Origin of the sequence: Reyranella sp. (assembly GCF_965279625.1) — a bacterium.
Lineage (GTDB): Bacteria > Pseudomonadota > Alphaproteobacteria > Reyranellales > Reyranellaceae > Reyranella.
The window spans coordinates 2,569,000-2,589,219 of sequence record NZ_OZ257251.1 but is presented as its reverse complement, the minus strand read 5'-3'; the positions used below and the strand labels follow the sequence as shown (position 1 = coordinate 2,589,219).

General features: G+C 68.2%; 18 protein-coding genes. 9 read left to right on the top strand and 9 right to left on the bottom strand.

Annotated elements, in window-relative coordinates; genetic code table 11:
* The first annotated feature begins 4 nt into the window (after positions 1-4).
* From ACQY78_RS12665 to ACQY78_RS12650, 4 genes are read left to right on the top strand one after another with little or no spacing between them, the layout of a single operon-like run.
* Positions 5-1,030 carry an ABC transporter permease gene (locus ACQY78_RS12665; RefSeq protein WP_428686039.1) on the top strand — a complete coding sequence of 342 codons (1,026 nt, stop codon included), beginning with the start codon at positions 5-7 and terminating at the stop codon, positions 1,028-1,030.
* On the top strand, positions 1,027-1,893 hold the full coding sequence (locus ACQY78_RS12660; protein WP_428686038.1) for an ABC transporter permease: 867 nt from the start codon (positions 1,027-1,029) through the stop codon (positions 1,891-1,893). Before ACQY78_RS12665 ends, ACQY78_RS12660 begins: the two co-directional genes overlap by 4 nt.
* On the top strand, positions 1,890-3,560 hold the full coding sequence (locus ACQY78_RS12655) for a dipeptide ABC transporter ATP-binding protein (RefSeq protein WP_428686037.1): 1,671 nt from the start codon (positions 1,890-1,892) through the stop codon (positions 3,558-3,560). Before ACQY78_RS12660 ends, ACQY78_RS12655 begins: the two co-directional genes overlap by 4 nt.
* A 4-nt stretch (positions 3,561-3,564) precedes the next feature.
* Complete coding sequence (locus tag ACQY78_RS12650) at positions 3,565-4,992, top strand: FAD/NAD(P)-binding protein (protein ID WP_428686036.1); 1,428 nt, start codon at positions 3,565-3,567, stop codon at positions 4,990-4,992.
* 50 nt (positions 4,993-5,042) lie between these two features.
* Here the strand turns inward: ACQY78_RS12650 and ACQY78_RS12645 are convergent, their stop codons facing one another.
* The 5 genes from ACQY78_RS12645 to ACQY78_RS12625 form a co-directional block, all read right to left on the bottom strand.
* Positions 5,043-5,489 (bottom strand): cupin domain-containing protein, encoded by a 447-nt coding sequence (locus ACQY78_RS12645; protein WP_428686035.1) that lies wholly within the window; start codon positions 5,487-5,489, stop codon positions 5,043-5,045.
* Between the two features lie 4 nt (positions 5,490-5,493).
* Positions 5,494-7,083: a hydantoinase B/oxoprolinase family protein gene (locus tag ACQY78_RS12640; RefSeq protein WP_428686034.1), complete on the bottom strand. Its 1,590-nt coding sequence runs from the start codon at positions 7,081-7,083 to the stop codon at positions 5,494-5,496.
* Positions 7,080-9,089, bottom strand: coding sequence for a hydantoinase/oxoprolinase family protein (locus tag ACQY78_RS12635; RefSeq protein WP_428686033.1), 2,010 nt, complete (start codon positions 9,087-9,089; stop codon positions 7,080-7,082). The genes ACQY78_RS12640 and ACQY78_RS12635 overlap by 4 nt, the downstream gene beginning before the upstream one ends.
* A 78-nt stretch (positions 9,090-9,167) precedes the next feature.
* Entirely contained in the window at positions 9,168-9,887 is a 720-nt protein-coding gene (gene hutC / locus ACQY78_RS12630) for a histidine utilization repressor (protein WP_428686032.1), read from the bottom strand.
* Positions 9,884-11,251: a formimidoylglutamate deiminase gene (locus tag ACQY78_RS12625; RefSeq protein WP_428686031.1), complete on the bottom strand. Its 1,368-nt coding sequence runs from the start codon at positions 11,249-11,251 to the stop codon at positions 9,884-9,886. Before ACQY78_RS12625 ends, hutC (ACQY78_RS12630) begins: the two co-directional genes overlap by 4 nt.
* A 30-nt stretch (positions 11,252-11,281) precedes the next feature.
* Here ACQY78_RS12625 and hutI point away from each other — a divergent pair, with 30 nt between their 5' ends.
* The 5 genes from hutI (at position 11,282) to ACQY78_RS12600 (ending at position 16,750) form a co-directional block, all read left to right on the top strand.
* Positions 11,282-12,481: an imidazolonepropionase gene (gene hutI, locus ACQY78_RS12620; RefSeq protein ID WP_428686030.1), complete on the top strand. Its 1,200-nt coding sequence runs from the start codon at positions 11,282-11,284 to the stop codon at positions 12,479-12,481.
* Entirely contained in the window at positions 12,478-14,019 is a 1,542-nt protein-coding gene (hutH, locus tag ACQY78_RS12615; RefSeq protein ID WP_428686029.1) for a histidine ammonia-lyase, read from the top strand. Before hutI ends, hutH begins: the two co-directional genes overlap by 4 nt.
* Positions 14,016-15,677, top strand: coding sequence for a urocanate hydratase (gene hutU, locus ACQY78_RS12610; RefSeq protein WP_428686028.1), 1,662 nt, complete (start codon positions 14,016-14,018; stop codon positions 15,675-15,677). The genes hutH and hutU overlap by 4 nt, the downstream gene beginning before the upstream one ends.
* 187 nt (positions 15,678-15,864) lie before the next feature.
* Positions 15,865-16,545 carry a DUF1028 domain-containing protein gene (locus tag ACQY78_RS12605; protein ID WP_428686027.1) on the top strand — a complete coding sequence of 227 codons (681 nt, stop codon included), beginning with the start codon at positions 15,865-15,867 and terminating at the stop codon, positions 16,543-16,545.
* 43 nt (positions 16,546-16,588) lie between these two features.
* A complete protein-coding gene (locus ACQY78_RS12600; protein ID WP_428686026.1) occupies positions 16,589-16,750 on the top strand; it encodes a hypothetical protein in 162 nt (53 codons plus the stop codon).
* Here ACQY78_RS12600 and hutC (ACQY78_RS12595) read toward each other — a convergent pair.
* The 4 genes from hutC (ACQY78_RS12595) to ACQY78_RS12580 form a co-directional block, all read right to left on the bottom strand.
* Positions 16,735-17,460: a histidine utilization repressor gene (gene hutC / locus ACQY78_RS12595; RefSeq protein WP_428686025.1), complete on the bottom strand. Its 726-nt coding sequence runs from the start codon at positions 17,458-17,460 to the stop codon at positions 16,735-16,737. The two genes, ACQY78_RS12600 and hutC (ACQY78_RS12595), sit on opposite strands and share 16 nt — an antisense overlap.
* Before the next feature lie 7 nt (positions 17,461-17,467).
* Positions 17,468-18,250: an ABC transporter ATP-binding protein gene (locus tag ACQY78_RS12590; RefSeq protein WP_428686024.1), complete on the bottom strand. Its 783-nt coding sequence runs from the start codon at positions 18,248-18,250 to the stop codon at positions 17,468-17,470.
* A complete protein-coding gene (locus ACQY78_RS12585) occupies positions 18,247-19,023 on the bottom strand; it encodes an ABC transporter permease (protein ID WP_428686023.1) in 777 nt (258 codons plus the stop codon). Before ACQY78_RS12585 ends, ACQY78_RS12590 begins: the two co-directional genes overlap by 4 nt.
* A gap of 229 nt (positions 19,024-19,252) precedes the next feature.
* The gene (locus ACQY78_RS12580) at positions 19,253-20,218 is read right to left on the bottom strand and encodes an ABC transporter substrate-binding protein (protein ID WP_428686022.1); all 966 of its coding nucleotides are present in this window, start codon (positions 20,216-20,218) and stop codon (positions 19,253-19,255) included.
* Between the last annotated feature and the right edge of the window lie 2 nt (positions 20,219-20,220).

Here is a 20,220-nt window from a genome sequence, read left to right as displayed (position 1 = left end):
CGCCATGCTGGCGGGGATCCTGCGCCGGGTCGGTCGACGCCTGCTGGCGTCGATCCCGGCCCTGTTCGGCGTGGTGGTGGTCACTTTCGTGCTGATGCGCGTCCTGCCGGGCGATCCGGCGGTGTTCTTCTCTTCCGGTCCCTCTGCCGGCAAGGAGGAGATCGAGGAGCTGCGCCGGAGCATGGGGCTCGACCGTCCCATCCCCGTCCAGCTCATGCGCTATCTGGGTGAGGTCGCCACCGGCAATCTCGGCCGCTCGATGACCACGGGGCAACCGGTCGTGGTCGACATGACCCGCCGCCTGCCGGCCTCGCTCGAACTCACCTGCACGGCGCTGTTCATCGCGCTCATCTTCTCCGTGCCGATGGGCGTCGCGGCGGCGCTCAGGCCGGGCACCGCGATCGACCATATCGTGCGCATGTTGTGTACCCTGGGAGTCTGCGTGCCGACCTTCGTGTCGGGGCTGCTGCTCATTTACGCCTTCTACTACCTGCTGGGCTGGGCGCCCGATCCCACCGGTCGCATCGACATCTTCGCCGGGGCGCCGCCCGACATCACCGGCTTCTTCCTGATCGACTTCGCCCTGAAGGGCGATTGGGAAGGGTGGTGGGCCGCCTTCTCTCAGCTCCTGCTGCCGGCCTGCACCATGGCGCTGTTCGTCCTGGCGCCACTGGCGCGCATGACGCGGGCCTCGATGCTGGCGGTGCTGGGCAGCGACTTCATCCGCACTGCGCACGCGATGGGCCTGTCGCGGCTGCGCATCATCGTGGCCTATGCGCTGCGCAACGCGCTGCTGCCGGTGCTGACCATCACCGGCATCGTGTTCTCGACCATGCTGGGGGCCAACGTGCTGGTCGAGAAGGTCTTCTCCTGGCCCGGCGTCGCTTCCTACGCACTCGATGCGCTGCTCGCCTCCGACTATGCGCCGGTGCAGGCCTTCGTGCTGCTGATGGCCATGATCTTCGTCATGGTGAACGTCACGATCGACGTGCTGTACGGCATCGCCGATCCGCGGGTCTCCGTCGCATGAGCGATCTCGCCCTCAGTTCCTCCTCGACCGGCCGCCACATCATCTATGTGCTGCGCTCGAACCCGGTCACGGCGCTGGCGGCCACGGGCACGCTGATGCTGGTCCTGATCGCGATCCTCGCCCCCGTTCTGGCGCCCTACGATCCCGTGGCTTCCAACGTGCCGCAGGCCCTGCAGCCGCCGTCGTGGGCACACCTCGCCGGCACCGATCAGCTCGGGCGCGACATCCTGAGCCGCATCATCTGGGCGGCTCGCATCGACCTGATGATCGCGGTCTCGGCGGTCAGCCTGTCGTTCGTCGCGGGCGCCGTCATCGGCGGCTTCTGCGGCTATCGCGGCGGGCGGCTCGACCGCTGGGTCGGCCGCTTCGTCGACGTGCTCATGGCCTTTCCGCTGTTCGTCCTGGCGATGGCCCTGGTCGCCGCACTGGGCAACCGCGTCGAGAACATCGTCATCGCCACCGCGGTCATCAACCTGCCTTTCTACATCCGCTTCGCGCGCGCCGAGGTGAACGTGCGGCGCAACGCCGGCTGGGTGGAGGCGGCGCGGGCCTGCGGCGACAGCCATCTATCGGTCGTGTTGCGCGTCCTGCTGCCCAACGTCCTGCCGGCCATGGCGGTGCAGATCTCGCTCAACCTCGGCTGGGCGATCCTCAATGCGGCCGGCCTCTCCTTCATCGGGCTGGGCGTCACGGCGCCGACGCCGGAATGGGGCATCATGGTCGCCGAAGGCGCGCGCTTCATCACCACCGGCAAGTGGTGGCTGGTCGCGATGCCCGGCCTCGCGCTGATGCTCACGGTGCTCTGCTTCAATCTGCTGGGCGACGGGCTGCGCGACATCCTCGACCCGCGGATGCGCACATGACCGCGCAGCTGCTGCAGGTCGAGAACCTGCAGGTTGCCTTCTCGACCCGCCATGGCACCGTCACCGCGCTGCACGGGATCGATATCGCGCTGGCGGCGGGCGAGACGCTGGGCGTCGTGGGCGAGAGCGGGTCGGGCAAGTCCGTGACCTCGCTCGCCGTCATGCGGCTGCTCGATCGGGCGGGCAAGATCACGGGAGGACGCGTCCTCTTCGAAGGCCGCGACATCACCCATGCCGGGCACGCCGATCTGCGGCGGCTGCGCGGCTCGGCCCTGTCGATGATCTTCCAGAACCCGCGCGCGGCGCTGAACCCGATCCGCACTGTGGAGCAGCAGATCGTCGACGTGCTGGCCGCGCACGGCCGGCTGTCGCGCGCCAATGCACGGGCGCAGGCGCTCGACCTGCTGCGCGCCGTGCTGATCCGCGATCCCGAGGCAAGGCTCGGCGCCTATCCGCACGAACTGTCGGGCGGCATGTGCCAGAGGGTCATGATCGCCATGGCCATCGCCTGCGAGCCGGTCCTGCTGATCGCCGACGAGCCGACGACGGGCCTCGATGTCACGACGCAGCAGACGGTGATGGAGCTGCTGGCCCGCATCAAGGCGGAGCGCGGCATGGCCATGATCCTGATCACCCACGATCTCGGGCTGGCCGCGCGCTGGTGCGATCGCATCGCGGTGATGGAGTCAGGGCGCGTGGTCGAGCAGGGCGAGACCGTGGCGCTGTTCGAAGCACCCGCCCATCCCTATACGAGGCGTCTGGTGGCGGCGTCGCCGACCCGGCGGTCGACCCTGGCCGACCTGGCGCCGCCCGGTCTGGCGCGGGACGCGGCGCCGGTCGTCACGGTGCCGCGCGAGCACGGGCCGGGCACGCCGCCGCTCCTCGAACTCGTGAATGTGGTGAAGTCGTTCGGCGGGCCGACCCGCGCGGTGGACGATGTCTCGTTCAAGATCCCGCAGGGCGGCGCGCTCGGCCTGGTCGGCGAATCGGGATCGGGCAAGAGCACGCTCTCGCGCCTGATCTGCCGGCTGATCGATCCGGACGACGGCGACATCGTGTTCGACGGCGAATCGATCGCCCGCGTGCCGGCGCGCGAATTCCATCAATCGCCGCGCCGCCGGGACATCCAGATCGTGTTCCAGGATCCCAACGACAGCCTCAACCCGCGGCATACGGCATTCGACAGCATCGCCTATCCGCTGCGCCGGCTCGAAGGCCTGCGCGACGGGGCGGTGCTGCAGACGCGCGTGCGTGAGGCCGCGGCACGCGCCGGCCTGCCGATGGATCTGTTGCAGCGTTTCCCGCACCAGCTTTCCGGCGGCCAGAAGGCGCGGGTCGGCATCGCCCGCGCTGTCGCGCCGAGACCGCGCCTGCTGGTGCTGGACGAGCCGACGGCGGCGCTCGACGTGTCGGTCCAAGCGGTGATCCTGCAACTGCTCGACCGGCTGCGGCGGGAGGACGGGATCGGCCTGCTGTTCGTCAGCCATGACCTCAACGTCGTGCGCATGTTGTGCGACGATCTCGTCGTGCTGCAGGCCGGCCAGGTCGTGGAGGCGGGACGCAGCCAGGAGGTCTTCCAGCGACCCCAGGCGACCTATACGCGCATGTTGCTCGAGGCCGTGCCGTATTTCGATCCGCAGCGTAAAGAGCTATTGAAGACGGCGTGAGGTCATGACTGCAGGCGATCTCTCTTCCCTCGAAGCCCGCGTGAAACGGGACCTCGAGATGACGGCGCATCCGCGCACGGAATGGATGGTGCCGCGCCTGTATCAGGGCGAGCCGGCGCTCGATGTGTTGATCGTCGGCGCGGGACAGTCGGGCCTCTGCATCGGCTTCGCGCTGATGCGCGACCGCGTGCGCAACATCCTGCTGATCGATCGCGCGCCGGAGGGAAAGGAAGGGCCCTGGGTCACCTTCGCGCGCATGCCGACCCTGCGCAGCCCCAAGGACCAGACCGGTCCCGATCTCGGCATGCCGAGCCTCACCTTCGAGGCCTGGTACGATGCGGTCCAGGGCCCGGGCAGCTTTGCCGGCTTGCACCTCATTCCCAGCAAGGCCTGGCACGATTACCTGCAATGGTATCGTCGCGTGCTCGACATTCCGGTGCGCAATGACGTGGCCGCCACGGCGATTGCGCCCGGCCGGCTCGACGATGGCGGCAGCTGCCTGCTGGTGACCCTGTCGACGGGCGAGGTCCTGGCCGCCCGCAAGCTGGTGCTGGCGACCGGCCAGGACGGCACCGGCGAATGGTGGATGCCCGATTTCGTGCGCGCGCTTCCGCAGGACCGCCGCGCCCATAGCTGCGAGATGATCGACTTCGAGCGGTTGCGCGGCCGTACCGTCGCGGTGCTGGGCGCCGGCGCCTCGGCCATGGACAATGCCGCCGTGGCGCTGGAGCACGGCGCCACGGTGCATCTCTTCTGCCGCCGCGCCGAGCCGTCGGTGGTGCAGCGCTATCGCTGGCTGACCTTCGCGGGCTTCCTGAAGCATATCGGCGAGATGCCGGACGAATGGCGCTGGCGGATCATGGGCAACATCCTCGGCGCCCGCGAGGGTTTTCCGACCGACACCTACAAGCGGGTCATCGCCTTTCCCGACTTCACGATGCAGGTCGACCGGCCCTGGACCGATGCGCGCATGGAAGGCGACCGCATCCGCATCGACACGCCGCGCGGGCCGTTCCATGCCGACTATGCGATCTGCGGCACCGGCATCCGCCAGGACGTGGCGCAGCGGCCGGAACTCGCCTCCTTCGCCGACAAGATCGCGCTGTGGCGGGACCGCTACACGCCGCCGCCCGGCGAAGAGGATCCGCTGCTCGCGGCCTATCCCTATCTCGGTCACGACTATTGCCTGCTCGAGCGCGTGCCGGGCGAGGCGCCATGGCTCGCGGACATCCATGTCTTCGGCATCGGCGCGACCTTGAGCTTCGGCCCGTCGGGCAGCAGCATCAACGCCATGACCGCGGCCGTGCCTAAAGTGGCGGCCGGCGTGACGCGCGGCCTGTTCGCCGGCGACCTGCAGCGGCACTGGCAGTCGCTGCTGGCCTACGACGTCAAGCAGGTCGAACTGGACCGGAGCCGGCTGACGAGGGCCTGAAGACGAGCGTATAGCCTCTCTCTGCACCTCCCCGTCTTACAGGAAGGTGACTAGGAGTCCGAGGCGCCGATGACGACGGCGCGGTCAGCCTGGTCGAGGGCCATCGGCTGGCCGTTGCGGATCATTTCGGCGAAGCCTTCGTTGGGCACCATCACGGTGAGGCAATAGAGCCGCTCGGTGCCTGTGTTCTCGATCACGTGTTCCAGGCCGGGCGGCAGCACCAGCGCATCGCCCTGGGTGATCTCGTGGAGGCTGCCGTCGTCGCAGCGGCAACGGCCGCTTCCGCTCAGCACGTAGAACATCTCGTGCGCCGTCGCATGGGAGTGCGGCGGTGTCTTGCCGCCGACCTCGAAAATCTCGACGGCCGACACGAAGGGAGTGCGGTCGGAGAGCGGATCGACCAGCATCACGAACTTGTTGGTGTCGCCCGGCGAGATGCGCGACACGGGGCAGGCGCCGGCGCGGCGCAGCAGCAGGGCTTCCTTCGCTGAAGTCATGAGTTCACTCCTGTGTGGGCGCGCCGTAGCCGCCGCCGCCCGACGTTTCCATGACGATGCGGTCGCCCCGGGCCAGGGCGAGGTTCTCCTTGCCCGACAGATCGCGGCTGCCACCGGCGGCGCGATGCAGGGTCACCCGGAACGGCGCGCCGTCGGCGCCGCCCTGCATCCCGTAAGGTGCGATCACCCTGCGCTCGAACATGGTGGTGAGGGAGAGCCCGTCGGCCATGACGGTATAGGCGCGGCGCATGCCATCGCCGCCGCGATGCCTGCCCGCACCGCCGGAGCCGCGCCGCAGCCGCTGTTCGTCGACCCGGATCATGTACTCCGCCTCGACGATCTCGGCCGGCGTATTCATCGTGTTGGTGAGATGGACGCGCACCACCGGCGCGCCGTCGCGCTCCGTGCGCGCGCCTTCGCCACCGCCATGGGTCTCGTAGAAGGTGCCGATGGCGCCGTCGCGCCGCGTGCCGCCGAAGATCAGCAGGCCGGCCGTGGTTGAGCCGCCCGCCGTGAGGCGTTCGGGCACCGCCTTCTCGAAGGCGCGCATGATGGCGTCGACGGCGCGCTGCGAGGTCTCGTGGTTGCCGCCGACCACCGGCTTGTCGATGCCGGGTTCCAGGATCGAGCCCGGCCGTGTGCGAATCTCCAGCGGGCGATAGCAGCCGCCATTGGGCTGGATCTCGGGGCCGGCGACCGCCTTGATGGCGTAGTAGACCGCCGCCATGGCCACGAACGGCGTCGTATTGAGCGGCCCGGCGACGGCATCGTCGGTGCCCGAGAAATCGAATTTCGCGGTGTCGCCCGAAATCGCCACGCGCACGCGAATCGCAGCGGGCTGTCCACCCGGTCCGTCGTCGTCGAGGAAATCCTCGCCCTCGTAGACACCGTCGGGCAGGCCGGCGATGGCCTCGCGCATCTGCGCCTCGGACAGGTCGTCGAGCCGGTCCAGGGCGGCGCGCAGGGTGGCGGCACCATGCTCCTCGCCCAGCCGCAGCAACCTTCCTTCGGCGGCGCGGGTCGAGGCCATCTGGGCCATCAGGTCGCCCTCGCGTTCGGCGGGGCCGCGCAGATTGGCCAGCAGGAAGTCGCGCTTCTCCTCGTCGATGCCGTCGGCGGTGAACAGGCGCAGCGGCGGGATGCGCACGCCCTCCTGCCAGGTCTCGGTCGCGGCGGCGAAATAGCTGCCGGCCCAGGCGCCGCCGATATCGCCCCAATGGGCCAGGCTGACGGCGAAGGCGAACAGGCGGCCTTCGAGGAAGATCGGCCGGATCGCCTTCACGTCGGGCAGATGGTTGCCGCCGACCTCGGGCAGGTTGAGGAACCAGACGTCGCCCGGCCGCAGCCGCTCGGCCGGCACGCGTTCGAGGAACTTCTTCACGGTGAAGCTCATGACGCCGAGATGGATCGGGATGTCGCGGCCCTGGGCGATCAGGTCGCCCTTGTGGTCGGTGAGCGCAGACGACAGGTCACCGGCCTCGCGCAGCAGCGGCGAGCGGGCCGAACGCATGACCACGAACGACATCTCCTCCGCCGCGGCCGTCAGCGCATGACGGATGACCTCGACGGTGAAGGGATCGACGCTGTTCCTCATCGTGCATCCTCGCGAATCCAGAGATGGCCCATCGTATCCGAGCTCAGCGTGTAGCCGGGCGGCACCACGATGGTCGACCAGGCATCCTCGACGATCGCGGGACCGGCGATTCGGACGCCGGTCGGCAACCGGTCGCGATCGTAGCGCGGCGTGGGATGCGGCGCGGCGGGGTCGAACCAGCAGGGAGCGACCGAGGTCGGCACGGCGCTTGCGCCGGCGATGTCGAGCGGTCCGAACGTCGTGCGTCGCGCGACGAGGGCGCGCATGCGCAGGCTCTGCATCTCCCAGTGCTCGTCGGTCGAGTAGCCGTAGATCTCATGGTGGCGCTTGCGGAAGTCGCGGCCGAGGCGCTCGAGGTCGAGCGGTAGGGTGAAGGGGACCTCGACGGCGTAGCTCTGGCCGACGTAGCGGACGAGCGCGGTGCGCTCCACGGTGATCTCATCCGCCCCATGGCCATGGCTGTGGAGCGGCGCCGTCAGCGTGGCGAGCATGCCATCGTGCAGCGTGGCGAAGCGGGCGGCATCCCAGTGCGCGCTGAGCAGTCGTACCGCCTGCTGTTGCGTGTAGCTCATGTCGGCCACGATGCAGCCGAGCGCGGAGAAGCCGGAGGAGAAGCGCGGCACGACGATCTCGCCGATGCCGGATTCGCGGGCGAGCCGTGCCGCATGCATCGGGCCGGCACCGCCGAAGGCAAGCAGCGTGCACTGGCGTCCATCGACACCACGCTCCACCGTGACTCGCGCCAGCGCCCGCACCATGGCGGCGTTGGCGACGCGCTGCACGCCGAGCGCCAGCTCGACGATGCCGACACCGAGACGCGCGGCGAGCGGCGCGAGGGCCGCTTCGGCCGCGGCGACGTCGAGCGAGATCGCGCCACCCAGACGCTTCGTCGGGTCGAGATAGCCCAGGACCGCATTGGCGTCGGTAACGGTCGGCAGCGTGCCGCCCCTTCCGTAGGCCGCGGGACCCGGTTCCGCGCCGGCGCTCTGCGGGCCGATCGACAGGCCGCCGGTCCCCAGTGTCACCAGCGAGCCGCCGCCAGCGCCGATCGATTCGACGGCGACCATCGGCTGTCGCACCGGCCGGCCTGCGAGCTTGGAATCGGTGGAGATCTCGGCCGTGCCGCCCAGGATCAGGCAGACATCGGTCGTCGTGCCGCCCATGTCGAAGGTCAGCACCTTCTCCAGGCCGAGCGATGCCGCGACGCTGGCCGCCGCCGAGATACCGGCCGCCGGGCCGGATAGCGCCATCGACAGCGGCCGCTTCGCCGCAGCTTCTGGCGAGGCCATGCCCCCCGCCGAATGCATGACGTGCAGGCGGGCGCCTCTCACTTCGCGTTGCAGCCGATCGAGGTAGCGCGCCGCGATGGGCATGACGGAGGCGTTGAGGACCGTGGTCGCCGTGCGCTCGAATTCGCGCGTCTCCGGATTGACCTCGTGGGAGAGGGAGACGAACGGAAAGGCCTTGGCCAGGGCCGCGCCGACCGCGCGCTCATGGTCGGCATTGGCATAGGCGTGGAGCAGCGACACGGCGATGCTCTCGACGCCCATCGCCCTTGCCTGCCTCACCACCGCGTCGATCGCGGCGGTGTCGGGCGTCAGCACCGCAGCACCGGTGAAGTCGACGCGCTCAGCCAGGGCGATGCGGCGCTCGGGCGGCACCTGCGCCTCGCGTCGCGGCAGCAGGTCGAGCCGATAGAGATGCTGACGTCCGGCGCGGCCGATATCGAGCACGTCCTCGAAGCCCTCGGTCGCCACCAGGGCGACGGGCTCGACCCTGTCCTCGACGATCGCGTTGGTGACCAGTGTGGTGCCATGGACGAGATCGTCCACGCGTTCGGCGGACAGGTCGGCCGCCGCGAGGGCGGCGCGGATGCTGGCGACGGGATCGTTGCGCTGGGTCGGCACCTTGATCGAGCGCAAGTCGCCGGTGGACGGCAACAGGGCTACCAGATCGGTGAAAGTTCCACCGATGTCGATTCCGACCTGCCAGCCGCTTTCCGACATACTCGACGCTCCAATAGTGGCTTCCGCCGCCTCGGAGCACGATACGGGCCATTCAGGACCGGGGAAACGTGGGGGCGCTCAGGTCTGGGCCGGCGTGAAGCGCGCGACCAGCTGGTGCGAGTCGCCGGGATAGGTGAGCCGGACATGGGTGACGGGCAGGGCGGCCCGCCAGGTGCGGCGTTCGACGATCAGGCAGGCCGTCGTCGCGGGCACCGACAGGAGTGCAGCCCTCTCCTTGCCGGCGCTGCTAGCGCCGATGCGATGCTCCGCCGCGGTCCAAGGCACGCTGTCGAGCAGCCACCGGCCGGGCGCCACATCATCGAAGGGCTCATGAGCCGCCTCGGGCACTGCCTCGGCATTGATCAGACGCTGTTCCAGGCAGAAGACCCTGTCGCCGGCGAAATGGCGGACGACGAGTTCGACGACCCGGCCGGCGGATTTGGACACAAGCCGCTCACGATCCGGTGCGGTGCTTCGCCTTGTGTCGCGGGTAACCAGCTCGAAGCGATAGGCCTGGCCGAGCGCCTGCACCTCCGCCTTGATGTCGTGGATCTCGAGGACCGCCGCCTGCGACTGCGGCCGCGTGACGAAAGTGCCGGCCTTGCGACGGCGCTCGACCAGGCCGGCGCGCGCGAGCTTGGCCAGCACGTTGCTCACGGTCATGCGCGAACAGTCGTAGGCCTCGGCCAGCTCGTGCTCGGTGGCGATGCGGGCACCCGGGGCCAGCTTGCCCGACAGGATCTTGCCCTGCAGGTCGCCGAGGATCTTCTGATGCAGGGACTGCGGCGCCGCGGTCACGATGGGTGCAGTACCTTTTGAAGCGCCTGACGATAGCGCCGGCCGATCGACTCGCGATGGATGTGCTGGCCGCCAGTCACGAGCTTGGCGCCAGCCCGCCAAACACAGTCCACGGTCCGGCGGCCGCCGGCGAAGATCCAGGCGTCGAGCCATTGATCGCCGTGGCGATGGGCGAGCGCATTGTCGTCGGCCTTCAGGCTCACCAGGTCGGCAGGGTGACCGACGGCAATGCCCGACGGCGCGCCGAGCGCCTGGGCGCCGCCGGCCAGGGCCGTGTCGAACAGGCTGCGTCCGACCGACGGTGTCGCAGCCCGCGCCAGCGCGTTGCGTGTCCGCAGCGAAAGGCGCTGGCCATACTCGAGAAGGCGCAGCTCCTCGGCGGCGTCGATCAGGACGTTGGAATCAGAGCCGATGCCGAACCGGCCGCCGCGTTCCAGGAAGGATTGGGCGGGAAAGAGACCGTCGCCTAGATTGGCTTCGGTGATCGGGCACAAGCCCACCACGGCGCCGCGCGCCGCGATGACGTTGCTCTCTGACTCGGTGACATGTGTCGCGTGGACGAGGCACCAGCGTTCGTCGACCGGCAGGCGGTCAAGCAGAAGCTCGACCGGCCTCTTGCCCGACCAGGCGAGGCAATCCTCGACCTCTTTCGGCTGCTCCGCGACGTGAATATGGACGGGGCCGCCATCTGCCAGCGGCAAGATCGTCGCGATTTCCTCGGGCGTTGCCGCGCGCAGACTGTGCGGGGCGATGCCCACCAGCGCGTCCGGCAGCGACGAGACGGATCTGCGGCTCGCCTCGATCAATCTTGCGTAACGGTCGATGTCGTTGACGAAGCGCCGCTGGCCGGGGGCGGCCGGCAGGCCGCCGAATCCGGCGTGACGATAAAAGACGGGGAGAAGGGTCAGCGCGATGCCGGTTTCGCCCGCGGCGGCGGCAATGCGCGTCGCAAGTTCCGCGATGTCGGCATAGGGCGCGCCGGCCGGATCGTGATGCACGTAGTGGAATTCGCCGACGCGGGTGAAACCGCATTCGAGCATCTCCAGGAAGGCCTGGGCGGCGATCGCCTCGACCTCCTCGGGGCCCATGTGGTCGACGAAGCGATACATCGCCTCGCGCCACGTCCAGAAACTGTCCTGCGTGGGGCCGCGGCGCTCGGTGAGCCCTGCCATGCCACGCTGGAAGGCGTGGCTGTGCAGGTTGGGCAGGCCCGGCAGTCCGATTTCGTGGCGTTCGTCCCCCGCTTCGGCGGGAGAGTCCTTCATCAAGCTTTCAATCCGGCCATCCACAATCACCACGCGCACGCCGTCGGCCCAGCCGTCGGGCAGGAGCAGGGAGCGGAACCAGAGGGCGGTTCTGGACATATTATTATGTATAGTCATAATAAGGGCCGCATGCAATGTGACCGCCTCTGGAAGAACGCACGCCTCGCGACCCTGACCGGCGAGGGGTTGGGCCTCGTCGAAGACGGCCTTGTCGCCGCGCGCGACGGCCGCATCGTGTTTGCCGGTGCGGTGGCCGATGCGCCGTCGCTCGACGCCGCCGAGACGATCGATTGTGCCGGCCGCTGGATCACGCCGGGCCTGGTCGATTGCCACACCCATATCGTCTATGGCGGCAACCGCGCGCACGAGTTCGAGCTGCGTCTGGCCGGCGCCAGCTACGAGGAGATCGCGCGCGCCGGCGGCGGCATCGTCTCGACCATGCGGGCGACCCGCGCGGCGACGGAGGAGGCGCTGGTCGCCAGTGCGTTGCCACGGGTCGATGCGCTGATCGCCGAGGGCGTCACGACGATGGAAATCAAGTCGGGCTATGGGCTCGACCTCGCCAGCGAACTGAAGTCGCTGCGGGCCGCGCGCCGCATCGGCGAGGTGCGGCCGCTCTCGGTGACAACGACGTTCCTCGGCGCGCATGCGCTGCCGCCGGAAGCGAACGGCGACAAGGATGCCTATATCGCCACGGTCTGCGAGGAGATGCTGCCGGCCGTCGCCAAAGCCGGGCTGGCCGATGCGGTCGACGGCTTCTGCGAGGGCATCGCCTTCACGCCGCAACAGCTCGAAAGGGTGTTCGAGGCGGCGAAGGCGAAGGGCCTCCGTGTCAAACTGCATGCCGAGCAGCTCTCCAATCTGCACGGGACGAGCCTGGCGGCCCGCTACGGCGCGCTGTCGGCCGATCATCTCGAACATGTCGATGAACAGGGCGTGAAGGCGCTCGCGGCGGCCGGCACCGTGGCCGTGCTGCTGCCCGGCGCCTTTTATTTCGTGCGCGAGACACACAAACCGCCGGTCGGGTTGCTGCGACAGCACGGTGTAAAGATCGCGCTGGCGTCCGACAGCAATCCCGGCACCTCGCCGCTCACCTCGCTGCTGCTGGCCATGAACATGGGCGCGACGCTGTTCCGGCTCACGGTCAACGAATGCCTCGCGGGCGTCACGCGCGAGGCGGCGCGGGCGCTGGGCTGTCTCGACAGCGCCGGCACGCTCGAAGCGGGCAAATGGTGCGATCTCGCCATCTGGGACATCGAGCGCCCGGCCGAACTGGTCTACCGCATGGGTTTCAATCCGCTGCACGCACGGGTGTGGAGGGGCAAATGAAGGCGATCGTCATCACGCCGGGAACGGTTCCTCTTTCGGCTTGGCGCGACATCTATCGCGGTGCCGCGGTGAGACTCGATCCCGCTTCCTACGAGGCGATCGAGAGGTCGGCGCGGGCAGTCTCGTCGATCCTCGCCAAGGGGCAGCCGGTCTACGGCATCAACACCGGCTTCGGAAAACTGGCCAGCGTCCGCATCGAGGCCGCCGATCTCGAGACCCTGCAACGCAACATCGTGCTCAGCCACGCCGCCGGTGTCGGCGCGCCGATGCCAGTGCCGGTGGTGCGGCTGATGATGGCGTTGAAGCTCGGCAGCCTGGCGCAGGGCGCGTCGGGCGTACAGCCCGCGACGGTGCGGCTGCTCGAGACGATGCTGGCGGAAGGGCTGACGCCCGTCGTCCCCTGCCAGGGTTCGGTCGGCGCCTCGGGCGATCTGGCGCCGCTCGCCCATATGAGCGCGGCGATGATCGGCGTCGGTTCGTTTCTGGTCGATGGCGAGGTCGTGCCGGCCGCGCAGGCGCTGGGCGATCTCGGGCTGAAGCCGCTCGTGCTGGGCGCCAAGGAAGGGCTGGCGCTGCTGAACGGCACACAGTTCTCGACCGCTTATGCGCTGGCCGGCCTGTTCGAGGCCGAGAACCTGCACGGCGCGGCGTTGGTGACCGGCGCCCTCTCGACCGATGCCGCGCGCGGCTCGGACGCCCCCTTCGATCCACGCATCCATCAATTGCGCCGTCACGCGGGACAGATCGCGACGGCGGAGGCGCTGCGCCGCCTGATGACGGGCTCGGCGATCCGCGCCTCGCATCTGGTGGGCGACGAGCGGGTGCAGGATCCCTACTGCCTGCGCTGCCAGCCGCAGGTCATGGGCGCCGTGCTCGACATCCTGCGCCAGGCCGCGGCCACGCTGGAAACCGAAGCCAACGGCGTCACCGACAATCCGCTGATTTTCACCGATCCCGACGAAGCGCTGTCGGGCGGTAACTTTCACGCCGAGCCCGTCGCCTTCGCCGCCGACATCATCGCGCTGGCGCTGTGCGAGATCGGCTCGCTGGCCGAGCGCCGCATCGCCATGCTGGTCGATCCGGCGCTGTCGGGCCTGCCGGCCTTCCTGACGCCGCGGCCGGGCCTCAACTCGGGCTTCATGATCCCGCAGGTCACGGCAGCAGCGCTGGTGTCGGAGAACAAGCAGCGCGCCTATCCCGCCAGCGTCGATTCGATTCCGACCTCGGCCAACCAGGAAGACCATGTCTCGATGGCCGCGCACGGCGCGCGGCGGCTGCTCGACATGGCGGCCAATGTCTCGTCGGTGATCGGCATCGAGTTGCTGGCGGCGGCGCAGGGCTGCGACTTCCACCGGCCGCTGGCCTCCAGTCCACCGCTCGAAGCGGTGCGCACCTTGCTGCGCCGCGACGTGCCGCATCTCGAAGACGACCGCCATTTCCATCCCGACATGGAGAAGGCCACTTCTCTCGTCGCCAGTGGCACCCTCGTCGCAACCGTCGGCCCCGGCTTCCTGCCCGCCCTTCAGGAGACACCATGAACCGCATCGACAATGCCCGTACCATCCGCGCGCCGCACGGCACGGAGCTCACGGCCAAGAGCTGGCTTACCGAGGCGCCGCTGCGCATGCTGATGAACAACGTCGACCCCGACGTCGCCGAAAAGCCGGGCGAGCTCGTCGTCTATGGCGGCATCGGCCGCGCCGCGCGCGACTGGGAAAGCTTCGACCGCATCGTGGCTGCGCTGCGCAAGCTCGAGGCCGACGAGACCCTGCTGGTGCAGTCGGGCAAGCCGGTCGGCGTGTTCCGCACCCATGTCGATGCGCCCCGCGTGCTGATCGCCAACTCCAACCTCGTGCCGCGCTGGGCGACGTGGGAGCATTTCAACGAGCTCGATCGCAAGGGCCTCATGATGTACGGCCAGATGACGGCCGGCTCGTGGATCTACATCGGCAGCCAGGGCATCGTTCAGGGCACCTACGAGACCTTCGTCGAGATGGCGCGCCAGCATTATGGCGGCAGCCTTGCCGGCCGCTGGATCCTGACCGCGGGCCTGGGGGGCATGGGCGGGGCGCAGACCCTGGCGGCGACGATGGCCGGCGCCTCTTGCCTCGCCATCGAATGTCGTCCGAGCAGCATCGAAATGCGCCTGCGCACCGGCTATCTCGACGTCCAGGCCAAGGATCTCGACGATGCGCTCGCGATCATCGGCAAGGCGGTAGCGGAGAAGAAGGCGGTCTCGGTCGGCCTGCTGGGCAATGCCGCCGACGTCCTGCCCGAACTGCTGCGGCGCGGTGTGCGCCCCGATTGCGTGACCGACCAGACCTCGGCCCACGATCCGGTGAACGGCTACCTGCCCAGGGGCTGGACGCTGGGCGACTGGGAAGCCAAGCGGGCGAGCGATCCGGCGGGCGTCGCCAAGGCCGCGAAGCAGTCGATGGCCGGTCACGTGCGCGCCATGCTCGAGTTCCACAAGCTCGGCGTTCCGACGGTCGACTACGGCAACAATATCCGCCAGGTGGCGCTGGAAGAGGGCGTCGCCGATGCCTTCAGCTTCCCCGGCTTCGTGCCGGCGTACATCCGTCCGCTGTTCTGCCGCGGTGTGGGGCCGTTCCGTTGGGCCGCGCTCTCGGGCGATCCCGAGGACATCTATCGCACCGACGCGAAGGTGAAGGAGCTGCTGCCGGACAACAAGCATCTCCACAACTGGCTCGACATGGCCCGCGAGAAGATCAAGTTCCAGGGCCTGCCGGCGCGCATCTGCTGGGTCGGGCTGGGCGACCGTCATCGTCTCGGACTCGCCTTCAACGAGATGGTGGCCAAGGGCGAGCTCAAGGCGCCGATCGTGATCGGCCGCGATCATCTCGATTCGGGCTCTGTCGCCAGCCCGAACCGCGAGACCGAGGCGATGAAGGACGGCTCCGACGCCGTATCCGACTGGCCGCTGCTCAACGCGCTGCTCAACTGCGCCTCGGGCGCGACCTGGGTGTCGCTGCATCATGGCGGTGGTGTGGGCATGGGTTTCTCCCAGCATGCCGGCATGGTCATCGTCTGCGACGGCACGCCCGAAGCGGGCAAGCGCATCGAACGCGTCCTGTGGAACGACCCGGCGACCGGCGTCATGCGCCACGCCGATGCCGGCTACCAGGACGCCATCGACTGCGCCCGCGAGAAGGGGCTCAATCTGCCGAGTCTTTAGGAGCGAGTGTGTTGGCGAGCGATCAACAACGTCCTCACCCTGAGGAGCGGTCCGCCGGACCGCGTCTCGAAGGGTGGGCACGAGCACTTCGTTTGTTGCCCATCCTTCGAGACGCCGCGCTGCACGCGGCTCCTCAGGATGAGGTAGGCTTGGTCAACTTGAGACGAAGAGACTGCGGAGCCTCCACATGACCTTCTCGCTCGTCGGACGCTGTGCCCGGACCGGCATGCTGGGTGCCGTCGTGACCACCTCGTCGATCTCGGTCGGGTCACGCTGTTCGCACGCGCGGGCCGGCATCGGCGCGGCGCTCACTCAGCATCGCACCGATCCCAGGCTGGGGCCGCTGGCTCTCGATCTGCTGGCCCATGGTTTCTCCGCGCCCGAAGCGATGCAGGCCGTGGTCGCGGCCACGCCGCACCGGCAGTGGCGGCAACTGGCGCTGATCGATGCGGCCGGCCGCACCGCCGTCTATTCCGGCGCCAATGTTCGGGCCGAACGCGGCGAGGCCCAAGGGAAGGATTGCGCCGCCATCGCCAACATCGTGCGCTCCGCGTCACTGCCGCAGGCCATGGTCGGCGCGTTCGAGGCGTCTCCCGACCAGTCGCTGGCGCGCCGCCTGCTCGATGCGCTCGCGGCAGGCGAAGCCGCAGGCGGTGAGTATCAGCCTGTCAACTCGGCCGCCTTGGTCGTGGTCGACCGGGAGTCATTTCCCTATGTCGATCTGCGTATCGACGACCATCCGCAGCCGATCGCCGAACTCGCCCGCCTCTGGTCGAAATACGAGCCCGAAGCCGAGGCTTACGTTATCCGCGCCGTGGATCCGGAAGCTGCGGTGCCGCCGCCGGGAATGAAGCTCAAGACGACCTGATCGCTTGATGCAACTTTATCGCGGGTGGCGGCGTTTGGTCCGCATGCCCCGCGATCATCTGCATCCCGAAGATCAGGCCGAACCGGCCAGCAAGGCTGCACGCGAGCAGCTCGAAGCCGCGCTGAAGCGGGCGCTGTGGGCGCAACAGGCGTCCCGGTCGTGGGCGGCGCATACCGCCGCCGAGGCACTTCAACCAAATCGCTGATTTCCGACGGCGTCGAAGCGACAGCCCAACCTGTATCTTGAAGACGGGTGCAGGCAACGCACCATCGTGACCGGTGTCGTACGCGTCCAGGTCCGGCGGGTCAGCATCAGGCAGGGTTCCGCAGGATCGATCTGCAGCCGGTTCGCCTGTTCAGGCGTCGGCAGCACGGCATCCACGACATGCTCGATCTCGTCGAACGGCACGTTCTGCACTAGGTACTCGCCCGGCGGGGTGTCGCCGAAATCCTGATCGAGGAAGTCCGGCACGACCTGCGGATTGACGTAGCGATCTTCCAACTGGACCGGCACCTCGTTCTCGAGATGAAGGCACACCGAATGGAAGACGGACTGCCCCGAACGCAGGCCGAGCCAGGCGGCGATGTCGCCCGGCGCCGCCACGCGGTCCGCCGAGAGCAGCGCGCAACGATAGTCGTGACCGCGCTGCCGCACCTCACGCGCGATGCTGGCGATATGCAGCAGGGTCGATTGCGGCTTGTCCTCGGCGACGAAGCTTCCGACGCCGGCGATCCGCACGATCCGTCCCTGCTGGACGAGGTCGCGCAGCGCCCGGTTCACGGTCATGCGCGACATGCCGAACCGGCTCACCAGCTCGTGCTCCGAGGGCAGGCGGTGGCCGGGCGGCCACGTGCCGTCCTGGATATGCCGCACGATATAGTCCTCGACCTGCTGGTAGAGCGCGGTCGGTTCCATCGGTCCCTCAGTGCGCTGCGGCGATGGCTTCGACCCGGATCTCCTCGGTGAGACGGGCCTTGAGCGCCATGAATTCGGGCGACGTCTTGATCGTGTAGTGCCGAGGATGAGGGAACCCAACCTCGATCTCGGCCTTGATGCGACCGGGGCGGGCGCTGAACACGACGACGCGGCTGGCCATGAAGATGGCTTCGTCGATGTCGTGGGTGATGAACATCACCGTCTTCTGGGCCTGCTCCCAGATGCCGAGCAGCAGCTCCTGCATCAGCACGCGCGTCTGGTTGTCGAGCGCGCCGAACGGCTCGTCGAGCAGCAGGATCTTCGGATCGTTGGCCAGCGCGCGGGCGATGGCCACCCTCTGCTGCATGCCGCCCGAGAGTTGCTTGGGAAAGTGATCCTCGAAGCCGCGCAGGCCGACCTGGGCGATGAACCGGTCGCTGATCTCGCGCTGCTCCGAGAGCTTCATGCCTTTCTCGCGCAGGCCGAAGCAGATGTTCTGGCGGACGTTGAGCCAGGGGAAGAGCGTGTAGCTCTGGAACACCACGCCGCGGTCGGCGCCCGCCCCCACGATCTTGGTGCCGTCGAGCCGGATCTCGCCCGTCGTCGGCGTCTCCAGGCCGGCAACCAGGCGCAACAGGGTGGACTTGCCGCAGCCCGACGGCCCCAGCACGGTGATGAAGTCGTTGTCGGCGACCTCGAGGCCGATCGGCAGCAATGCCTGGGTCGCCGGCGCAGTGCGCCTGTGGCCGGGGAAGGTCTTGGAGACGTCGCGGATCGACAGCCGGCTCATCGCAGCAGGCTCCACGAGAAGAGGTGCTGGTTCACTCTCTTGAACGCCAGGTCCGAGAGCAGCCCGACCAGGCCGATCACCACGATGCCCGCGATGATGTGGTCGGTCGCCATCAGCGCCTGGCTGTCGGTGATCATGTGGCCGATGCCCGAGGAGGCGCCGATCAGCTCGGCGACGATGATGTAGGTCCAGCCCAGCCCCAGCACCTGGCGCAGCGCTTCGGCGATGTCGGGGGCGGCGCCGGGCAGGACGACCCGGCGGATCACGCCGCTATCCTTGCAGCCCAGCGTATAGGCGGCTTCCACCAGGTCGCGGCGGGTGCCGCTCACGATCATGGCGATCATGAGAGTGAGCTGGAAGAAGCAGCCGATGAAGATGACGGTGAGCTTCTGCGCCTCGCCAATGCCGACCCACAGAATCAGCAGCGGGATGAAGGCCGAAGCGGGCAGGTAGCGCGCGAAGGAAACGAACGGCTCGAAGAAGGCCTCGATCGGCTTGTAGACGCCCATCGCGATGCCGAGCGGAACGGCGATGACGGCGGCCAGCAAGAAGCCGCCGACGACGCGCCAGATGGTCATGCCGACGTCGTTGGTGAAGCCCTGGGTGGCAAAGAGATCCCATCCCGAGACCAGCGTCTGCCACGGCGAGGCGAGGAAGTGCTTCGGCACCGCTCCGGTCCAGGTGATCAGGAACCAGAGCGCGACGAAGACGATGAAGAACGCCACGCCGAGGACGATGCGATTCTCCCGTCTGACGGGAACCAGCAATTTCATGCGAATCTTCTCAAAACTTCCTGCCCGCTTGCACGGGGAAGGTGTCGACGTCTTCGCCGACGATTGCCTGCCGCCCGAAGGAAAGGTCCCTCACTTCGTTCGGGATGACACTGTTGTTGAAATCTGCGCAGTGCGCCGAACCAAAACCCGGTGTCATCCTGAGCGTAGCGAAGGACCTTTGACTCATATGCGATAGCCCCTCCCGGTAACGGAAAGGACGGACGAAGCGTTACTTGATGTACGTCGTGTCGAAGAGCGTATCCATGTTGTCGGGCTTGCTCTTGATCACGCCGATCTCGAGCAGCAGCTCGGCGGCTTCCTTGTTGAAGGCCTGGATCTCGCCGTTGAAGAACTTCTTGTTGGCTTCGCGGTCGGCCCACTTGATCTTGGCCTGCGACTTCTCGAACTGCTCGGCCGTCTGCTTCACGTCGGCGCCCATGATCGTGAAGGCCTTCTGCTTGTCCTTCTCGATCATGTCGAGGGCCTGGAAGTAGCTCTCGGTGAGCGCCTTAACGGCCTTCGGGTTCTCCTTGATGAACTTCGGCGTGCAGCCGAAGGAGTCGAACACCATCGGGTACTGCAGCGAATCGGCGATCAGCTTGCCGGTTTCGGGCTTGTCGCGCACCAGGCTGAGATAGGGCTCGTAGGTGACGGCGGCGTCGAGGTCCTTGCCGGTGACGAAGGCATTGGCGGCGGGCGCCGGCTCGAGGGTGACGAGCTTCACGTCCTTCAGCGACATGCCGTTCTTCTTCAGGATCCAGGCCAGGGTGAAGTGCGGGTTGGTGCCCGGCGCCGAGGCGGCGACGGTCTTGCCCTTGAGGTCGGTGACCTTGGAGATGTCGTTGCGGGCGACGATGCCGTCCGAGCCCATGCCCTGGTCCATCTTGAAGAGCTGGGTGGTGGCGATGCCATTGGTGTTCCACACGATCCAGGTCTCGACCGTCGTGGCGGCGCACTGCAGATCGCCCGAGGCGATCGCGAGGTGGCGGTCCTTCTGCGGGATCTTCTTGATCGTGACGTCGAGGCCGTTGGCCTTGTAGATGCCTGCTTCCTTGGCCAGCGTGATCGGCGCGAAGCCGGTCCAGCCGGAAATGCCGATGGCGACCTTGGTGTCCTGCGCCAGGGCGACCGACGCGCCGCCCGCGACGGCGGCGGCCGCCGCGACCACGGCGGCGAATGCTGAGAACTTGGCCATTG

Coding starts and splice junctions, on each gene's coding strand:
- ACQY78_RS12665 (WP_428686039.1), top strand. CDS start 5: ATGCTGGCGGGGATCCTGCGCCGGGTCGGTCGACGCCTGCTGGCGTCG.
- ACQY78_RS12625 (WP_428686031.1), bottom strand. CDS start 11,251: ATGTCCAGAACCGCCCTCTGGTTCCGCTCCCTGCTCCTGCCCGACGGC.
- ACQY78_RS12605 (WP_428686027.1), top strand. CDS start 15,865: ATGACCTTCTCGCTCGTCGGACGCTGTGCCCGGACCGGCATGCTGGGT.
- ACQY78_RS12585 (WP_428686023.1), bottom strand. CDS start 19,023: ATGAAATTGCTGGTTCCCGTCAGACGGGAGAATCGCATCGTCCTCGGC.
- hutC (WP_428686025.1), bottom strand. CDS start 17,460: ATGGAACCGACCGCGCTCTACCAGCAGGTCGAGGACTATATCGTGCGG.
- ACQY78_RS12635 (WP_428686033.1), bottom strand. CDS start 9,089: ATGTCGGAAAGCGGCTGGCAGGTCGGAATCGACATCGGTGGAACTTTC.
- hutH (WP_428686029.1), top strand. CDS start 12,478: ATGAAGGCGATCGTCATCACGCCGGGAACGGTTCCTCTTTCGGCTTGG.
- ACQY78_RS12650 (WP_428686036.1), top strand. CDS start 3,565: ATGACTGCAGGCGATCTCTCTTCCCTCGAAGCCCGCGTGAAACGGGAC.
- ACQY78_RS12590 (WP_428686024.1), bottom strand. CDS start 18,250: ATGAGCCGGCTGTCGATCCGCGACGTCTCCAAGACCTTCCCCGGCCAC.
- ACQY78_RS12645 (WP_428686035.1), bottom strand. CDS start 5,489: ATGACTTCAGCGAAGGAAGCCCTGCTGCTGCGCCGCGCCGGCGCCTGC.
- ACQY78_RS12580 (WP_428686022.1), bottom strand. CDS start 20,218: ATGGCCAAGTTCTCAGCATTCGCCGCCGTGGTCGCGGCGGCCGCCGCC.
- ACQY78_RS12660 (WP_428686038.1), top strand. CDS start 1,027: ATGAGCGATCTCGCCCTCAGTTCCTCCTCGACCGGCCGCCACATCATC.
- ACQY78_RS12655 (WP_428686037.1), top strand. CDS start 1,890: ATGACCGCGCAGCTGCTGCAGGTCGAGAACCTGCAGGTTGCCTTCTCG.
- ACQY78_RS12600 (WP_428686026.1), top strand. CDS start 16,589: ATGCCCCGCGATCATCTGCATCCCGAAGATCAGGCCGAACCGGCCAGC.
- hutU (WP_428686028.1), top strand. CDS start 14,016: ATGAACCGCATCGACAATGCCCGTACCATCCGCGCGCCGCACGGCACG.
- ACQY78_RS12640 (WP_428686034.1), bottom strand. CDS start 7,083: ATGAGGAACAGCGTCGATCCCTTCACCGTCGAGGTCATCCGTCATGCG.
- hutI (WP_428686030.1), top strand. CDS start 11,282: ATGCAATGTGACCGCCTCTGGAAGAACGCACGCCTCGCGACCCTGACC.